The sequence below is a fragment of the Methanothermobacter thermautotrophicus str. Delta H genome, from assembly GCF_000008645.1.
Lineage (GTDB): Archaea > Methanobacteriota > Methanobacteria > Methanobacteriales > Methanothermobacteraceae > Methanothermobacter > Methanothermobacter thermautotrophicus.
Map to the genome: position 1 here is coordinate 1,622,905 of NC_000916.1, position 16,516 is coordinate 1,639,420.

The window sequence follows — 16,516 nt, forward strand, 5'->3', positions numbered from 1 at the left end:
AAATTCAGACTATCTTAAGGTATCCCCTTGCGGGTTCAAATATGGCTCCCTTGTCCTTGAGGATCCTTATTAGTTCTTCAACCTTTTCCTCACTTACATTATATCTATCCATCATCTCAGTTATAAGAATATTGGTGGGTGCCCTGCCACCGTAGTCATCCTCATATTCCTTTATGAGTTCAAGGAGAAGTCTGAACTTATCCCTCTCTGATTTTGGTGTCCTCCCCTCAACCTTGTCTATATCTATCTTGCCTGTCTCGGGGTCATAGCCGACCTGTTTGAGGCAGGCCTGTGACAGTTTTATTGCCTTCCTTGCATCCTCTGCCTCAACATGTTCCTTAAGTTTTATCTTGGCACTGGCCTCTGATAGACGCACAAGGGCCTCCAGCTGCCTCGCGGTTATGGGGACCGGTGAGTCCTCATCTGCGGCGCTGGCCCTCATGGAGACATAGAAGTCCTCCAGGACCTGCATGGCCTCATCTGTGAGGACCGGCCTGACGTTCTTCCTTGCATAGGCTATGTACTTCCTCAGGAGTTCAGGGTCAATCTCGAAGGGCATGTGGTCCTCCTTGTGTGTCTTGAGGATGTGCCTTGCAAGCTCCCTGTCCTTCTCCTCATCCGGTTTGTCCTCAACCACGAATATGAGGTCGAAACGTGATAGTATTGTTGATGGAAGATCTATCTGCTCTGCAATTGACTTGTAACTATCGAATCTTCCGAACTTGGGGTTTGCAGCTGCCAGGACCGAACACCGGGAATTCAGGGTTGCCATTATCCCTGCCTTAGCTATGCTGATGGTCTGCTGCTCCAGGGCCTCGTGTATGGCTGAGCGGTCCTCCTCACGCATCTTGTCAAGTTCGTCCACACAGACGTTACCCTTATCCCCGAGGACCAGGGCCCCTGCCTCAAGTGACCAGCCACCGAATTCGTCCCTCACGGCTGCCGCTGTGAGACCGACCCCTGAGGTACCCTTACCGCTGGTGTATATCCCCCTGGGGGCCAGCTTTGAGACGTACTTGAGCATCTGTGACTTACCGATACCCGGGTCCCCCACTATGAGTATGTGGATATCCCCACGGAGCCTGGTCTTATCATCCAGTTCCTTCCCGGTTCCTCCAAAGAGCTGGAGGGCTATGGCCTCCTTAACCTCACGGTAGCCGTGTATGGATGGTGCGGTGGACCTTATGATCTTCTCATAGATGTTGGGGTCCCCTGCAAGCTCCTTTATCTTTTCCTCATCCTCTTCACTTATCTGGAGCTCCTCAAATTCCTGTTCAAGGAATTCGGTGTAGTTCCCGTAGATGAAGTTCTTGAAACGTTTTGTTCTCTCGTCCCGCACCGTCCTGAGGGTGCCGGTCACCCTCACAATATCCCCGGGTGTGAGGGTGTCAACCAGGTCGTCCTCCAGGACAACTGTTATCTGCCGGGGCTGTTCCCCACCGGAAAGGTTCTCCAGGGGCTCCTGGAGTTTCAGTGTCTGGGTGTCCAGGAACTCGGATTCGTCCTGAAGGAGCCTGAAGGATCTCCCACCACACTCTGAGCAGAGTGATGGCTCTGTGATCATGTTGGTTGACTGTGTTACCGCATGGTGCCGCATACACCCACGGCACTCAAAGACGGCCTTAACTATCCTTGGCCTTATCTCATCGGTCTTCCTGACGATGCCATCAACTGCCACGAACTTACCTATGAATTTACTCCGGAGCTCCCTGAGGGGTATTACGTTGCTGATCCCGCTGAACCTTATGTTGAGGTCCACATTCTTTCGGAGGCGGTCGATGTTCCTTATGGCCTGCTGGGCCGCCCTTATCACATCATCGGGTTTTTCGATGAGGAGGTCTGCAAGGTCAGGGTCAAACATTTCAAGGTCAAGATAATCAACTTCAATTGATCTGACGTTTGGATATTTCTCTATTGCCTCAAATACCCTGTCCTTGTAGTCCTGCAGTGAAAAGAATTCCTCAAATTTTGTAAGTGTCTTGCTCTTATCCACGGTTTTCATCATGGAAAGTATATTATGATAACATTATAAACCTTAGTCTGTGCACAGATAACTGTAAACAGAACTTAGTTTAGCGTGCTCTGGAGGGACCAGATCAGATATAAAACTGTGAACTGAGAGCTGAATCCACGGCAACGGGGTTGATAGAATGAAGAGATCAAGGATAAACCTTTTTAAACTGACTTCAATGACCATATCCGTCCTGGGAGTTCTTCTTATAATAGGAACAATCCTGGTATTTGCCTACATAGGTGTTGATACCATCTCAGATGCAATATCAGGTAGTGTGAACAGGGGGGAGGAGTACGATGAACTTGCAAAGCTTCAGAGCGACTACTCTTCCCTGAAGGTCCAGTACGATTCAGTCAAGAAGGAGGTATACCAGAGGAACAATGATAACCTCACGAAGACCTACCTGAATGCTGAAATAGAACTTGTGAAGGCAAGGTCAGCTATAGACGACGTTAAAAGTGCACTTGAGACCAGCAAGCCCAAATCAGAGGTTGATGAAAGGATTAAAACGGCCAGGTATCAGCTACAGGTAGCCTCACAGGCCCTGAGTGATGTGAGGGCCCTCATGTAGTTTCAGGGGATCCTTCTCTCCCATTTTCTTTTACTCTTATCTTTCATGTGGGTTCTAGTGGATTATTCTTTCCCATTTTTCTTTACCCTTGAAGTCCCTCCCCACAATGTACATCTCTGCACTGGCCTTCCTTGATGAGGCCGGCTTGGTGGTTTTAAGTTTCCAGAAGTCCTTCCTCAGTTCCTTTATAACCCTGTCAAGCTCAGGGCCCTGGAATGCCTTTATCAGGATGTTTCCCTTCCTGTCAAGGACCCTGTAGGCTATGTCAAGGACGTTCTCAACGAGGTCCACTGACCTCAGATGGTCAATATCCCTTATACCTGAGAGTGATGGTGCTGCATCTGATATGACCACGTCGGCCCTGCCTCCAAGTTCCCTGATTATTTTATCCTTCACCTCAGGGTCGGTGAAGTCTCCCCTTATTGCCCTGAAGTTTTCAGCAGGGAAACCCTTTATCCTCTGGAGGTCAACGGCGACCACAAGTCCCTCCTCTCCGACCTTATCAAGGGCAACCTGCGACCAGCCCCCGGGGGCCGCGCCCAGGTCAAGGACCCTGTCACCCTTCTTTATAAGCTTATATTTGTTGTTGAGCTGCAGTAACTTGTAGGATGCCCTTGAACGGTAGTTCTCCTTCTTGGCGCTTCTGTAGTAGTGGTCCCTCTTCCTTTCGGCCTGCCACCGTTTACCCATATGATCACCTCCTGAAATTCAGGGACCTGCATACAGGTGCCCCGGTTCTTATTATCTCGGCGTCCAGTTTTTCCCCATCAATTCTGAGCACCATGACACTTGGATCCGTGAGGCGAGGCACGGTGGGGCTTCCAGGGTTAAGGAGGACCATATCTTCAAGTTCCCTTATGAAGGGCTGGTGGGTGTGCCCGCTTATCAGGACATCGGCTCCCAGTTCAAGGCCGAGGTACCTCAGCTGCTGGGTGTCACCCCGGGGGTAGACCTCACCGTGGATTAGCCCCACCCTGAAGGATTCGATCTCAAATAGCCTTGACCTGGGGGTTTCTATACCATAGTGGCGGTCCATGTTTCCCTGCACACACTCCACAGGGGCCAGTGTTTCGAGTTCCGTGAGGATATCAGGGGATGTTAGATCACCTGCATGGAGTATCAGTTCAACGTCCCTGAAGGCATCAAAAACGGCCTCCGGGATCTCTGATGCCCTGTCAGGTATATGTGTATCTGATATAACGCCTATAAGCATCTCAACTCTCCTTGATGTGCTTGATTTTAAGACATCTGCTGGATGTATGCTTTAAAGTTAGTTATCTCTATTCCTTTAATTAGTTTTTCCGGGATCTGGATGGAGAAGGGAACATGTTATCTCTGTTCCTTTAATTAGTTTTTTCATTTAGAGGAGAAGATAAAATGGAATGAAATTATGGTGGGCAGGTTATCCTACAAACTCCTTAAACCCATACCCATCATTTAACCTTGGAGGTCAAGTCTTTTAGGGGCCGGTTCCATCATAGAACCCCAACTCAAAGGGGCACAGGGGCACCTGCCTGGAAGACCTTCAAAGCGGAGGTAAGCATCGACCGGGTATTGCTCTTCTTTCAGATATTCTGTAATGAACGTTATCAGTCACCTGCAAGGAAACCTCCAATCGCCCCGCCAATACCCATGAAGAGCATTGACACAATCAGGAGGGCCAGCACGAGCACTCCCCCTGCAAAGGCTCCAATCAGGAAACCTACAGGTCCGGCCAGGGCAGTTCCAAAGATCGTGAGTAAAATGGCAACCAATATGCCTCCAAATGCCCCCGCAACAGTCGCATTCCAGAAACCCCCACTGGCCCCCTCATTTACCATGAGACCAACGACAAAGCCCGCCAGGAATAATCCAAGGATTGAAGCATGCCCAATAAAGGGGCTGAGGATGTATGGAAAAACAATTGAAAGTATAAATCCAAGAATAACGGCTCCCCACTTAACCATTGTAAACACCATTACAGTTTATGTCTCGGAGTCCTAAAAAACTTTTAGATTTATAGTTATCATGCAACATAATTATGGGCATGGATGAGAAATCTGTGGCCATTGTATTCCCCCACCACCTCCTGGAGGACCACCCTGCAGCAGGGAAAACCTCAGGTTTCATCCTGGTGGAGGACCAGCTCTTCTTTGGAGACCCGGTATTTGGACTCAGATTCCATAAGAACAAGCTTGTACTCCATCGGGCTTCAATGCGCTACTACCATGACCACCTTAAATCAAGGGGTCTTAAGGCGGAATACATACAATACAGTCCTGACCCGCACATGGGGTACCTCAGGGACCACCTGGAGGGATATGACCGTGTCTACACACTTGAGCTCCTTGACCATGAACTTGAGGCGAGAATGAAGAAACTCTCCATGGAACTGGGACTTGAAATAACTGAAATTGAGGCCCCATTCATCTTCAGGAGGAATCTGATGGACGGTTACTTCAGGGATGGGAGGTTCCTCCTGAGATCATTCTACATCAGGGAGAGGAAGAGGCTTTCCATTCTCATGGAAAATTCCAGACCAGCAGGTGGTAAGTGGACATTTGACACCGAAAACAGGAAGAGAATGCCCCCCGACCTGCAGGTACCAGCCCCTGTGAAACTCCCAGAAAATGAATACGTACAGGAGGCGAAGGAGTATGTTTCAGAGAAATTTCCTGACAACCCGGGATCCATGGACCGCTTCAATTACCCCACAACACACACTGAAGCCAGGATTTTCCTGAAGGACTTCATTGAGAGGAGAATTAAAAACTTTGGAAGCTACCAGGACTTCATATCCCGTGATGAGACCTTTCTGTTCCACTCGGTACTCTCATCTTCACTTAACATATGCCTCCTCACGCCCATGGAGGTTATAAGGGCAGTCCTCAAGGCAGATGCGCCACTGAACTCCATCGAGGGGTTTGTAAGGCAGGTGATGGGCTGGCGGGAATTCATAAGGGCAGTTTATATTCTTAAGGGACCCTATGAGAGGACAAGGAACTTCTTCAACCACAGAGGGAAACTCAATCCTAAACTCTCCCATGGTGAAACAGGTATAGATCCCTATGACATTGCTGTGGGGAGGGTTCTGGGGCACGGCTACACCCATCACATTGAACGGCTCATGGTGATAGGGAATTTAATGCTGCTCCTTGGCACGGACCCGGATGAGGTCTACAGGTGGTTCATGGAGATGTTCATAGACGCCTATGACTGGGTGATGGTGCCAAACGTTTATGGAATGAGCCAGTACGCTGATGGCGGGCTGATTGCAACCAAGCCTTACATCTCATCGTCAAATTACATCCTCAGGATGAGTGATCACCGACGCGGGGACTGGTGCAGGGTCTGGGATGCCCTCTTCTGGACATTTCTAAATGAAAAAAGGAGCTTGATAGGAAACAATCCCCGTATCAGGGTTCTATACAGGCACCTGACTGACAGGAAACTCGAAGAATTCAGAGGGATCCGTGAAGAGTTCATGGGGGAACTGATGGGCCGGCAGGGATTGTAGTTAACTGTCAATCCGCTGGGGGCTGCTGATCGATTGAAGTTTAATGGTTTCTACCCTTAAAATCCACAGAAAAATGGTGAAGGTTAATCATATCCGGTATAGTCAAGGGCGCCCTCATTGTAGAGCCTCTGGAGGTCAGATGCGTGGCTGAGTTCATATGCAGCATAGGGGTTGTTCAGGTAGGGATGCAGGAGCCCCTTCACGATGTAATAGTAGGCTCCGAGTCTACCGTACTGCCTCCAGGCGATCTGGACATAGAGCGGGAAACCGCAGCCAGGATTGATGAAAACGTTACCCTCCCTGACTGTGCCGTGGAAGACCATGGGCATGGGACCCTCCTGTCCCTTACTCCTGGCAACACTCTCAACGTAATCCATGGCCTCATCAAGACTGTCGAATTCATATCCGTCCGCCCGGTAGCGGTATTTACCATCCGGGATCCCGAATATGAATGATTCGATGACCTCGCCCCAGTCTATGTCGGTCCGGTACTCTGAACTGATGTATGCAAGTTCTATTATGGTGACGTTGCCCTCCCGGTAGTGCATGTAGTTTGAACTTCCGGCGTAATGGACCACGAGGGCGCATTTGGATCCCCTCTGGGCCGCATAGGATGCCAGGACCTTTGACTGGGGGTGCCCTGGATACATGTCAGGGTTTGCCAGTTTAACGAAGCCCAGACGCCCCACAGGTTCCACTGGACTCAGTGCAGTCACCCCGTAGAGGTAGGCGCCGAATAGTAGAATGGCTCCGATGATTATGTAGGATGATCTTGCCATGTTATCCTCGTTGATGAATTACTTATTTATGCTAAGGGGCCATGCTGTATAAAAGTAACGGTGTCCCAGGTGAGAAAACTTTCTAGATTAAATTCCTCAGATGAATCATCTTTTCTTCAGCATCTCCTTGATTTCAGCAACCTCCCTTCTGAGGTCCTCTATGCCCCTTTCTATTTCCCCGATCCTTTCATGGACTTCGCGCTCCTCCTCGGGGTTCCTGACAAACCATGAGGCCAGTGAAGCTGTCAGGAACCCCACAAAGGTGACACCAACCAGCATGAGGATGCTTGTTATGGCCTTGCCATAGATGGTCCTGGGGGGTATCACGACCTCCCCGGCGATTATTGTTGTTAAACTGTACCAGAGGGAGTCCAGGGGTCCATGGAGGAGCTGTTGACCCCTGACTCCATCATGTAAAAGAACATTGTCCCGGCCACGAGTGCAATTAGGAGTGTTCCCACAGCCTGGTCAAGGTGTGTATCCACAAGGAAGGTGAAAAACTTCTTGAGGTACTTCCTGAAGAGGGCGATAACCTTCACAACCCTTATTATCCTTATAAAACGGAATGCCCGGAAGAAGTCCACCGGGAGGAATGCGATTATATCAAGCCAGTTTTCCAGCAGGAATTTCTTACGATCCTCTGCCCTTTTCAGGTTTACTGAGAATTCTATGAATAGGATTATGCAGAGGACGAGGTCAAACTGGTTTATGGCGTTCACGGTCAGGGGATTTGATGGGTAAAATGAGATGTAGCTGAGTAGCACTATGTCAAGGATGATGAGAAACAGCAGGGCAATTTCCTTGGCTCTTATGAGCTTCCAGTAATCCATGTCAATCCCATTATGAGGTTGATCTGACTGCTGAAAATACTTTACCTTTTCATGGCTTTTAGTTTTACTTTAACTGTCAACTTCAGTATACTACCCTATTACGAAGGACAAGTTCCGCATCGAAATCTAGATATGGGCGCGGGTCCAGATAAACATACGGAAAGATGGGGGGAGGTGCATATGGATATTTTAACTGCAGGTTTGCTGGCTGCTGTGATAATCGTTATTATTTCTCTGAGCCTGAAGATAGTTAAACAGTACGAGAGGGGTGTTGTTTTCAGACTGGGGAAGGTTATAGGCGTCAGGGAGCCAGGTCTTCGCATAATAATCCCGATTATTGATCGCATGGTAAGGGTTTCACTTCGAATAGTTACGATGCCCATACCATCCCAGAAGATAATAACACAGGACAATGTTTCAATAGATGTGGCCGCGGTTGCCTACTTCAAGGTTGCAGACCCTCTCAGGGCCGTTGTTGCAATTGAGGACTATTATGGTGCGGTTAACCAGATATCCCAGACAACAGTCAGGAACGTCATAGGCCAGTTTGTCCTTGACGAGGTCCTCTCAGAAACAGCAAGGATAAATGAGAAGATAAAGGAGATAATAGATGAGCACAGCGAACCATGGGGCATAAACGTAACAACGGTGGAGATAAAGGATATAAAACTTCCTGAGGGGATGCAGCGGGCCATGGCCAGACAGGCAGAGGCTGAAAGAGACAAACGTGCCAAGATAATCACTGCCGAGGGGGAGTACTTCTCAGCAGCAAAGCTAGGAGAGGCCGCTGATGTGATTGAAAAACATCCGGTGGCCCTTCAACTGAGAAATCTGCAGGTACTGGCTGAAATAGCCACAGAAAAGAATTCAACGATAGTATTCCCGGCCCAGTTCATGTCATCCATAAGGGACGTGAAGGAATTCATTGAGAGGGAGGATGAGTAATTGTTTTTCTCAAAGAGAGCGGGAGGTGATACCATGGGAATGCCTTTCCAGCTGTTGTGAAATGTACGAAGAGCGTTGAAGTTGATATGGATTGAGAAGATTGAGATACATGACGGGAGGTTAATTCTTTGAACAGAATAATGAACTTTTCCAGGGACATGATACTTGTCCTTGCATCACCCGAGGAGGCCTTCAGGAGGGTCAGAGAGAGGGGTCTTGAAGGTCAGGGCATCTACCTGTACATCTTCCTATCAGCATTTCTCGGGTACATGCTTGGGGGTGTGTTGTCGACCGCAACAGGAGCAGGAATTGCAGTTCCCATTCTATTTGCAGTTGCTGTGCTGATCGTTTCCTTCATAAAACTTCTGGTATGGGCTCTGATATCCCACATAATTGCATCGAAGGTTTTCGGTGGGGAGGGGACATTCGCAGGAACCCTCAAGATGATGGGCTTTGCAGCGGCCCCCTTCGTGGTTGGAATATTTGCCTTCATGACCCTGATACTCTGGAGGACCATCTTTACATCCACAGCACTCCTTGTGGTGATGTACATCTGGGTCATTACAACTGCCATGGCTGCAGTGGCTGCTGAACATGGAATCGACTACGGAAGGGCATTTCTATCGGTATTTGCACTTCCAGCGCTTGTGATAACAGTTCTGATGATGATTCTGGGGGTGTTATGATGGACAGGATGAACATTGCAGGGGCCGTCCTCCTCATAGTACTGGTGGCTGCATTCATCGTTGCATCTGCAGCACCGATCCTGCAGCCGAAGGATAAGGAGGCGGCTCAGAACTTCACACTTAACTCAAGCGAGGTATCAGGGGTCAGATATGTGAATGTGAACCTTGAATCGAATGCCAGCGACGTTGAACTTGAATTTACAAACACATCAGAGAGGGTTTACACGGTTGAGACACAGAGGAATTTCACAGGCCCAGTTCCGGGGTTAAACATGCGGTGAACGGTGAAAACCTGAACCTGAACATTACATGGACACAGGCACCGCAAGATAATCTTGTCAAACAAATACATCTACTACATCACCATCAGGACAAAGACAGGCGGATTAATGGTTGTACTTGCCAACGATTCAAGGATAGAAAACCTCAACTCAACCATTCAGTACGCAGGGGGAGGGACGGTGCTCATCGGAAATTCCACCTTCAGGAATGCGTCCTTCCGTGTTAACACCGGCGGTTTCTACATAGCAGACCTGCATCAGAATCTGAGGGCCAGCGGTAATCTGAGCACCGATGTCACCATAGGGGGGACAGCACTGGCCATTTCACCTGACAACGTCCTTAGAATCACGGGTTCAGTGGATTACGGGGGCATAGCATTTGAACCGGCAGGTCTCAGGGTTATAAGGAATTCAACAAGCTACCTTGAACTTGAAGGGTCAGGGAAGATTGGAATAATAAACCGTGTGGGCCTTGGAGGTGTTAATGTGGGGGTGTTCAGAATGCCAGTGGCACCCTGAACCCACCACCACTCTTTTTTATCATCGGAGCTTTGATTTCATCAGATATACCTATCATCTGTCCTTTTTGAAGGGGATTTTTGGCTCGATATAGGTCCTGTAGAGGGTTTCGAAGAATACGCGTATCATGTAACTGTGCTTCAGGAGGTAACGTGGTCTTGAATAGAACTTGATGTAGGCCTTCACGAGTTTTTTCTGGATGAGTTCACGGCTCAGTCCGAGCTTCTCGTATTTGATAACCGGCTTTATAACGGTGTAATTCTCCCAGTCATCTTCGATGAGTCCCTGGCTCTTGAGCTCCGCATAGATCGGGGTGCCGGGGAATGGGGTCAGTATTGAGTACTGGCTGTAGTCCGGGTCAAGCTTTATTGAAAAGTCTATGGTCCGGTCCATCTCGGAGGGTTTTTCACCGGGATATCCCAGTATGAAGGATGTTATGACATCCACCCCAACCTTCTTGGTGACCCTCACAGCATCCTCGGCCTGCTTCACGGTTATGCCCTTTTTCATCATATCAAGGACGCGCTGACACCCTGATTCAACGCCATAATATATTGTGCTCATTCCAGCGTTCCTCAGGTCCCTGAGAAGGGACTCCTGGACCATATCCACCCTTGAGGACGTGACAAAGCTCACATCAAGGTTCCTCCTCCGGATCTCCTCAGAGATCTCCCTGGCACGGGGTCGGTGGAGCATGAAGGTGTCGTCAAGGAATGCTATATCATGGAGGCCATAAACCTCCACAAGTTCCTCAACCTCATCCACTACGTTCTCCGGGCTCCTGAATCTGAACTTCTTACCCATTATGAGGGATGATGAACAGTACCTGCAGGGGTAGACACAGCCGCGGCTGGTTATCATCCCCCCGGCGTCCTGGCTGGATGTCTCATAGTCCCTGAAGGGCACCAGGTGCCTTGCGGGGAAGGGTATCTCATCAAGGTCCTCTATGAGGGGCCGGGGTTCGTTTGTCCGTATCCTGTCACCCTCGCGGTAGGTGATACCTGCAACACCATCCAGGGATCCTCCCCTCTCATGGTTCTCTGCAAGGTCAACGATGGTGGCCTCACCCTCACCCATGACAACAACATCAAGGTCCCTGCACTCCCTCAGTGTGTCTACAGGGAGAAATGTGGGGTGAGGACCGCCTATAACCGTCAGGACGTTGGGTAAACGATCCTTTATGGCCTTTATGTACTCGAGAGATGTTCTTATTGTTGCGGTGGTTGCGGTTATTCCCACGATGAAGGGGTTGATCCTCTCAACGAGTCTGGCAACCCCCTCAACTCCCATTCTCCGGAGGTCATCGTCGATTATCTTAACACTGAAGGATGCCCTTTCAAGGGAGGCTCCAAGGTACATCAGGTTGAGGGGCGGCAAAACAAAGCCCAGTTTATTTTTCACGGCTGTCCTGTCCTCGGGGTTTATAAGCACGACGTCCAATTAAACACCACCAGTCTCTTTTTCTCCACAGATTCTGCACCATTCACTCATGTTGTTCACACAGCCGGGGTCCGGTGAACGGATGTCCCCAAGGTAGGATAGGGCGCGTGCTCTGCAGCCGCCGCAGATGTATCTTGATTCGCATGATCCACAGTGACCTGTGAGTTCATCCCTGTCCCTGAGGGTCTTGAGGACCTTATTTGTCTTCCATAAATCTTCAAAGCTGTCTTCGAGAATGTTTCCCACACGCATATCCTCACGGTGGGGGAAAAATACGCAGGGGTAGATATCGCCATCAGGTTCTATGCTAAGGTAAAATCTTCCAGCGCCACATCCACCGATGAATTCAGCCAGCTGAAGAGTTTCCTCTGTGTATTCGGGGTTATAGAAGTGGGTGGGTATTATCTTCTTATCATGGCTGAGACCCGCTGCAATTGGTGCGAACTGTGGCGCCGTTGAAAGTATCTGGATTTTCTCCTGGAGGTTACTGTGGTGGGCATCACAGAGGACCCTGTATCTTTCACCCGGGCTTATGTCCAGTTCCTGGTTCTCATTTCCCCTGCCAGCGGGTATGAAGTTGTAGAGCATGAACCAGTCTGCACCCAGCTCATGGAAGAATTCACCCATGCCGGCCAGATGCATACAGTTCTCTGAGGTTACAGTGGTCGCAACCTCCACAAGGATGTCGTACTCTGAGAAGTTTTTAACGGCCTCACAGGCCCTCTCCCATGAGCCATCAACACCACGGAATCTGTCATGGACCTCTGGCCTTATTGAATCTATGCTTATCTGGACAAACTGCAGGCCCGCATCGACGAATTTACTGCAAGCATCCATGTCACTGAAGATGTAGCCATTGGTTGCCATGGCAGTGTACATGCCGTTTTCATGGGACCTTGATATGTACTCTATTATGGTGGGGTGTATGCTTGGTTCTCCACCCGAAAAGGCAAGGGATGTTACACCTGCGTCTGCGAGGGTGTCTATAACCCTGAGACCTTCAGAAGGTTTCATTTCACATGATTTTCGACCGGCGTATTCATAGCAATGTTTACACTTCATGTTGCAGCGCTTTGTAATGTTCCATACAACCTGGAAGGGGGCTCCGGGTATGAATGGCCTGTTAACACCGAAAACCCGATGCCCCTGAGGACGCTGATGAGGCCCCTGAACCAGTATTGATCATGCATCTGTTCCCGTATATCCTCCTCCTTCACGCCAAAGGCATCCGCTCCCCTCTTCACTATGAGTCCAAGGATACTGGACAGTAACCTGCACTCAAAGCAGCATTCATCACCATGGAGGAAATGTTTCAGGGCACTTTCTATTCTTGGAGCTCCGTCCTTCCGGCACTCCCCTGTCATATGCTTTAGAAGTATCCTTGAAGCAGGGTTTTCAGCAACCCTCCGGAATGTATCTGTAAGATCCCTGAGATCCCCCCGGCGACTATCCCTTAATCATACCACCTCCTGCCATACCGTTCCATAATATGTCCATGAACCGCCCGGCTGATGGTGTTTCATGTCCACGGAAGTGTGAACTGAGACTTGCATGTGAGATGTAGCTTACAATAATCTCTGCAGCGGTCCCAGGATCCACAGCCCTTAAGGAGCCCTCATCGATCTTCTTCCTCAGGTAAGCCTCAATTGAATTGTATATCAATCTGCCAGCTGAATCAGGAACCTCCCATTCCTCAAAACCGTGTTCTTCAAGTTCCCTCTCAACCATCATTACGAAGAGGAGGTCGATCTTCTCCTCGACCATTACCCGGATTAGCTGTTCGCTGACTTCCTCAAGTACATCACGCGGGTCACCATCCCCATCAAGGACTTCAAGTACCTGGGACAGCCTTTCAGTGCTCTCATCCATTATCCTTTTGAGAAGATTTTTCTTGGATCCAAATTTTCTGAATACTGTTACTTCACTCACACCGGCCCGCGATGCGATTTCACGGGTAGCTGTACCTCTGTACCCCCTCTTTATGAAGAGTTCCCTTGCAGCATTGGTTATCCTCTTCTCTGTTGAGACCATGATACCACTTATGTAAGTACTTACTAACATTCTGTGGGTTAGTGTTATATAAACCTATCGCCACAGATATGATCATGAAAATAACCGAGGACGATGTTATTGAATCCCTTGAACTCTTCACAAGGGTCCCATCATTCATTCTAAGGCGCTGGGCTCGTGGAAGGACAAACCTGGCCTCAAGATTCAGGTCGCAGATAATCGAGGGGTATTCGCAGCTCTCAGAATCTGACAGGGAGAGAGTGAGGGCCGTCCTTCAAATGGACGTCTCTGATATCCAGAACATCCTTGAGGCGGCCCACCTGAAAACAGGAAAAAGACAGCTGGGGATACTTGCAGATCCCTCAAGCAGGAATTTCATAGAGATTAATCTTGGGGAGATCCGGAATATCCTTTCTCAGGAATTTCATAGAGATTAATCTTGGGGAGATCCGGAATAGCATCCATCAGGAAAAGACCACTAATCCTGGAGCCTCCCACCGTACATTCTCTCATAGTACCTGAGGTACTCCCCGCTCTTTATATTCTCCCACCAGTCCCTGTTATCAATGTACCACCTTATGGTCTCCCTGATACCCTCCTCAAATGAGTAAAGGGGCTTCCAGCCAAGTTCATTCCGTATCTTACTGGCATCGATTGCATATCTCCGGTCATGTCCCGGGCGGTCCTCAACGAACCTTATGAGGGATTCATCCTTGCCAAGCTCCCTCACTATCAGCTCAACGATCTCTATGTTCCTCCTCTCACTGTTACCCCCTATATTGTAGACCTCACCTACACGTCCGCGGTGCAGAACAAGGTCAACTGCCCTGCAGTGGTCCAGGACATGTATCCAGTCCCTGACATTCATCCCATCACCGTAGACAGGCAGCGGCTTATTCTCAAGGGCATTTGTTATCATTAAGGGTATGAGTTTTTCAGGGAACTGGTAGGGTCCATAGTTGTTTGAGCAGCGGGTTATATTGACTGGCAGACCATAGGTCCTGTGATATGCCCTCACCATGAGATCCGCAGAGGCCTTGCTGGCGGAGTAGGGGCTGTTGGGTGCCAGGGGTGTCTCCTCTGTGAAGTAACCCTTCTCTGCTGAACCATAGACCTCATCGGTTGAGATCTGTATGAACCTTTCAACTCCATGTTTTCTTGAGGCCTCCAGCAGAGTCTGTGTGCCCAGGATATTTGTCCTTATGAATATCTCTGGATCCTCGATGCTGCGGTCCACATGTGACTCCGCTGCAAAGTTAATGACGGCGTCCACGTCCTTTATGATTCCATCCACGAGTTTCCTGTCGGTTATGCTCCCCCTCACAAAGGTGTAGCGGGGTTCATCCTCAACCCCCCTCAGGTTCTCAAGGTTTCCGCAGTAGGTGAGGGCGTCAAGGTTTATTATATGGTAGGGGTGTTCCTGGAGCATGTACCTTATGAAGTTGCTCCCTATGAAACCAGCCCCCCCGGTTACAAGAATCTTCTCCATTCAGATCTCCTCACAGGTATACAGGGTTCTCCCTGAGGGGTTTCCAGTTTCTGTCCTTCTCTGAGATTATCAGATCATCCACCATTTCAAGTGGCCAGTCTATTCCAATGTCAGGGTCGTCCCAGGGGATCCCTGAGTCATATTCAGGGTGGTAAAGCTCGGTGCATTTGTAGTTAACTATGCACTCATCTGAGAGGGCCAGGAATCCATGTGCAAAGCCCTCTGGGATGAAAAACTCCCTTCTGTTCTCATCTGAGAGCCTGACGCCAGTCCATTCACCATAGGTATCTGAGTTCTTCCTGAGGTCCACTGCAACATCAAAGATTTCGCCCCTTATAACCCTCACAAGTTTTCCCTGGGGCTTTTCTCTCTGGAAGTGCAGTCCCCTGAGGACACCCCTAACTGACATAGACTCGTTGTCCTGCACAAACCTGACTTCAAGGCCATTTTCCTGGAATATGGCCTCATTGAATGTCTCCATGAAGTATCCTCTCTCGTCCGTGTACACCTCGGGTTCTATGATTATGGCACCATCAAGGCTGGTTTTTATGAACCGGAATTCAGCCATGGAAGTTCCCCTCCGCAAGGTCCCTGAGGTACTTACCGTAATCTGTTTTTTCAAGCTTTTCGGCCATTTCAAGCACATCCTCCCTGGTGATCCAGCCATTGTTGTAGGCGATCTCCTCCAGGCATGCAATGTAGAAACCCTGCCTCTTCTGTATTGTTTCTATGAAGCTGCTTGCCTCAAGGAGACCATCATGGGTCCCTGTATCCAGCCAGGCCATCCCACGACCCATGAGCTCGACCCTGAGTTTACCCATCCTGAGGTATTCCTCATTGACTGATGTTATCTCAAGCTCACCCCTATCTGAGGGTTCTATCCTCCTTGCGATCTCAACAACCTGGTTGTCATAGAAGTAGAGGCCGGGTACAACGTAATTCGATTTTGGCCGTGATGGTTTCTCCTCAATGGAGATAACCCTGCCTTCACTGTCAAATTCAACCACCCCGAAGGGACGCGGGTCTCTGACATAGTAACCGAATATGACAGCGCCATCCTCCAGTGAAGCCGCCCTGCGGAGTATTTCACTGAACCTGTGCCCGTAGAAGACGTTGTCACCCAGAACAAGGGCAACCTTTGAGTCCCCTATGAAATCTTTACCCACGATGAATGCATCCGCAATCCCCCGGGGTTCCTCCTGGACCCTGTAGGAGAACCTGACCCCGAACTGCGAGCCGTCCCCCAGAAGATCCCTGTAGAGTGGAAGGTCCCGGGGTGTTGATATTATAAGTATGTCCCTTATTCCCGCCAGCATAAGGACGGATAGGGGGTAGTATATCATTGGTTTATCATAGATCGGCAGCAGCTGCTTTGAAACAGCCCTTGTTATCGGGTAGAGGCGGGTCCCTGAGCCACCTGCAAGAACTATTCCCTTCATGCTTCACCTCCTCAGAC

General features: G+C 49.4%; 21 protein-coding genes. 7 read left to right on the forward strand and 14 right to left on the reverse strand.

The features are described 5' to 3' along the window. Nucleotides 1–4: 4 nt before the first annotated feature. A complete protein-coding gene (gene mcm, locus MTH_RS08495; protein ID WP_048061327.1) occupies nucleotides 5–2,002 on the reverse strand; it encodes a minichromosome maintenance protein MCM in 1,998 nt (665 codons plus the stop codon). A 148-nt stretch (nucleotides 2,003–2,150) separates the two neighbouring features. Here mcm and MTH_RS08500 point away from each other — a divergent pair, with 148 nt between their 5' ends. Further along, nucleotides 2,151–2,585 carry a hypothetical protein gene (locus MTH_RS08500; RefSeq protein WP_048061140.1) on the forward strand — a complete coding sequence of 145 codons (435 nt, stop codon included), beginning with the start codon at nucleotides 2,151–2,153 and terminating at the stop codon, nucleotides 2,583–2,585. Nucleotides 2,586–2,639: 54 nt separating this feature from the next. Here MTH_RS08500 and rrmJ read toward each other — a convergent pair whose 3' ends face one another. The 3 genes from rrmJ to MTH_RS08515 form a co-directional block, all read right to left on the reverse strand. Next, nucleotides 2,640–3,275, reverse strand: coding sequence for a 23S rRNA (uridine(2552)-2'-O)-methyltransferase (rrmJ, locus tag MTH_RS08505; RefSeq protein ID WP_010877375.1), 636 nt, complete (start codon nucleotides 3,273–3,275; stop codon nucleotides 2,640–2,642). A 4-nt stretch (nucleotides 3,276–3,279) separates the two neighbouring features. After that, nucleotides 3,280–3,798, reverse strand: coding sequence for a metallophosphoesterase (locus MTH_RS08510; RefSeq protein WP_010877376.1), 519 nt, complete (start codon nucleotides 3,796–3,798; stop codon nucleotides 3,280–3,282). Nucleotides 3,799–4,174: 376 nt separating this feature from the next. Next, nucleotides 4,175–4,531: a DUF5518 domain-containing protein gene (locus MTH_RS08515; RefSeq protein WP_048061141.1), complete on the reverse strand. Its 357-nt coding sequence runs from the start codon at nucleotides 4,529–4,531 to the stop codon at nucleotides 4,175–4,177. 80 nt (nucleotides 4,532–4,611) lie between these two features. Here MTH_RS08515 and MTH_RS08520 point away from each other — a divergent pair, with 80 nt between their 5' ends. After that, on the forward strand, nucleotides 4,612–6,081 hold the full coding sequence (locus tag MTH_RS08520; protein WP_238374204.1) for a cryptochrome/photolyase family protein: 1,470 nt from the start codon (nucleotides 4,612–4,614) through the stop codon (nucleotides 6,079–6,081). Between the two features lie 83 nt (nucleotides 6,082–6,164). On the opposite strand, the gene MTH_RS08525 is transcribed toward MTH_RS08520, so the two are convergent. The 3 genes from MTH_RS08525 to MTH_RS08535 all read right to left on the reverse strand — a co-directional run bounded on the left by MTH_RS08525 (nucleotide 6,165) and on the right by MTH_RS08535 (nucleotide 7,690). Continuing rightward, nucleotides 6,165–6,860 (reverse strand): hypothetical protein, encoded by a 696-nt coding sequence (locus tag MTH_RS08525; RefSeq protein WP_010877379.1) that lies wholly within the window; start codon nucleotides 6,858–6,860, stop codon nucleotides 6,165–6,167. A gap of 105 nt (nucleotides 6,861–6,965) precedes the next feature. Next, on the reverse strand, nucleotides 6,966–7,187 hold the full coding sequence (locus MTH_RS08530) for a hypothetical protein (RefSeq protein ID WP_010877380.1): 222 nt from the start codon (nucleotides 7,185–7,187) through the stop codon (nucleotides 6,966–6,968). Nucleotides 7,188–7,210: 23 nt separating this feature from the next. Further along, the gene (locus MTH_RS08535) at nucleotides 7,211–7,690 is read right to left on the reverse strand and encodes an ion transporter (RefSeq protein ID WP_010877381.1); all 480 of its coding nucleotides are present in this window, start codon (nucleotides 7,688–7,690) and stop codon (nucleotides 7,211–7,213) included. 180 nt (nucleotides 7,691–7,870) lie between these two features. Here MTH_RS08535 and MTH_RS08540 point away from each other — a divergent pair, with 180 nt between their 5' ends. The 4 genes from MTH_RS08540 (at nucleotide 7,871) to MTH_RS08555 (ending at nucleotide 10,121) form a co-directional block, all read left to right on the forward strand. Continuing rightward, nucleotides 7,871–8,635 carry a slipin family protein gene (locus tag MTH_RS08540; RefSeq protein ID WP_048061142.1) on the forward strand — a complete coding sequence of 255 codons (765 nt, stop codon included), beginning with the start codon at nucleotides 7,871–7,873 and terminating at the stop codon, nucleotides 8,633–8,635. A 128-nt stretch (nucleotides 8,636–8,763) separates the two neighbouring features. Then, nucleotides 8,764–9,321 carry a YIP1 family protein gene (locus MTH_RS08545; RefSeq protein ID WP_010877383.1) on the forward strand — a complete coding sequence of 186 codons (558 nt, stop codon included), beginning with the start codon at nucleotides 8,764–8,766 and terminating at the stop codon, nucleotides 9,319–9,321. Then, nucleotides 9,321–9,602: a hypothetical protein gene (locus tag MTH_RS08550; RefSeq protein ID WP_143485795.1), complete on the forward strand. Its 282-nt coding sequence runs from the start codon at nucleotides 9,321–9,323 to the stop codon at nucleotides 9,600–9,602. Before MTH_RS08545 ends, MTH_RS08550 begins: the two co-directional genes overlap by 1 nt. Nucleotides 9,603–9,656: 54 nt before the next feature. Beyond that, on the forward strand, nucleotides 9,657–10,121 hold the full coding sequence (locus MTH_RS08555) for a hypothetical protein (RefSeq protein ID WP_010877385.1): 465 nt from the start codon (nucleotides 9,657–9,659) through the stop codon (nucleotides 10,119–10,121). A 54-nt stretch (nucleotides 10,122–10,175) separates the two neighbouring features. Here MTH_RS08555 and MTH_RS08560 read toward each other — a convergent pair whose 3' ends face one another. The 4 genes from MTH_RS08560 to MTH_RS08570 form a co-directional block, all read right to left on the reverse strand. Beyond that, on the reverse strand, nucleotides 10,176–11,552 hold the full coding sequence (locus MTH_RS08560) for a B12-binding domain-containing radical SAM protein (protein ID WP_238374262.1): 1,377 nt from the start codon (nucleotides 11,550–11,552) through the stop codon (nucleotides 10,176–10,178). Between the two features lie 9 nt (nucleotides 11,553–11,561). Then, nucleotides 11,562–12,623 carry a radical SAM/SPASM domain-containing protein gene (locus tag MTH_RS08565; RefSeq protein ID WP_010877387.1) on the reverse strand — a complete coding sequence of 354 codons (1,062 nt, stop codon included), beginning with the start codon at nucleotides 12,621–12,623 and terminating at the stop codon, nucleotides 11,562–11,564. Then, complete coding sequence (locus MTH_RS10130) at nucleotides 12,620–12,925, reverse strand: hypothetical protein (RefSeq protein ID WP_010877388.1); 306 nt, start codon at nucleotides 12,923–12,925, stop codon at nucleotides 12,620–12,622. The genes MTH_RS08565 and MTH_RS10130 overlap by 4 nt, the downstream gene beginning before the upstream one ends. Nucleotides 12,926–13,007: 82 nt before the next feature. Then, nucleotides 13,008–13,622 carry a TetR/AcrR family transcriptional regulator gene (locus tag MTH_RS08570; RefSeq protein WP_010877389.1) on the reverse strand — a complete coding sequence of 205 codons (615 nt, stop codon included), beginning with the start codon at nucleotides 13,620–13,622 and terminating at the stop codon, nucleotides 13,008–13,010. A gap of 44 nt (nucleotides 13,623–13,666) precedes the next feature. Here MTH_RS08570 and MTH_RS08575 point away from each other — a divergent pair, with 44 nt between their 5' ends. Beyond that, nucleotides 13,667–14,008, forward strand: a complete 342-nt coding sequence (locus MTH_RS08575; protein ID WP_048061328.1) for a hypothetical protein — start codon at nucleotides 13,667–13,669, stop codon at nucleotides 14,006–14,008. Nucleotides 14,009–14,049: 41 nt separating this feature from the next. On the opposite strand, the gene rfbB is transcribed toward MTH_RS08575, so the two are convergent. The 3 genes from rfbB to rfbA are packed head-to-tail and all read right to left on the reverse strand — an operon-like array spanning nucleotide 14,050 to nucleotide 16,499. Beyond that, nucleotides 14,050–15,060 carry a dTDP-glucose 4,6-dehydratase gene (gene rfbB / locus MTH_RS08580; protein WP_010877391.1) on the reverse strand — a complete coding sequence of 337 codons (1,011 nt, stop codon included), beginning with the start codon at nucleotides 15,058–15,060 and terminating at the stop codon, nucleotides 14,050–14,052. 10 nt (nucleotides 15,061–15,070) lie between these two features. Then, entirely contained in the window at nucleotides 15,071–15,628 is a 558-nt protein-coding gene (gene rfbC / locus MTH_RS08585; protein ID WP_010877392.1) for a dTDP-4-dehydrorhamnose 3,5-epimerase, read from the reverse strand. After that, nucleotides 15,621–16,499 (reverse strand): glucose-1-phosphate thymidylyltransferase RfbA, encoded by an 879-nt coding sequence (gene rfbA, locus MTH_RS08590; RefSeq protein WP_010877393.1) that lies wholly within the window; start codon nucleotides 16,497–16,499, stop codon nucleotides 15,621–15,623. The genes rfbC and rfbA overlap by 8 nt, the downstream gene beginning before the upstream one ends. Nucleotides 16,500–16,516: the final 17 nt, after the last annotated feature.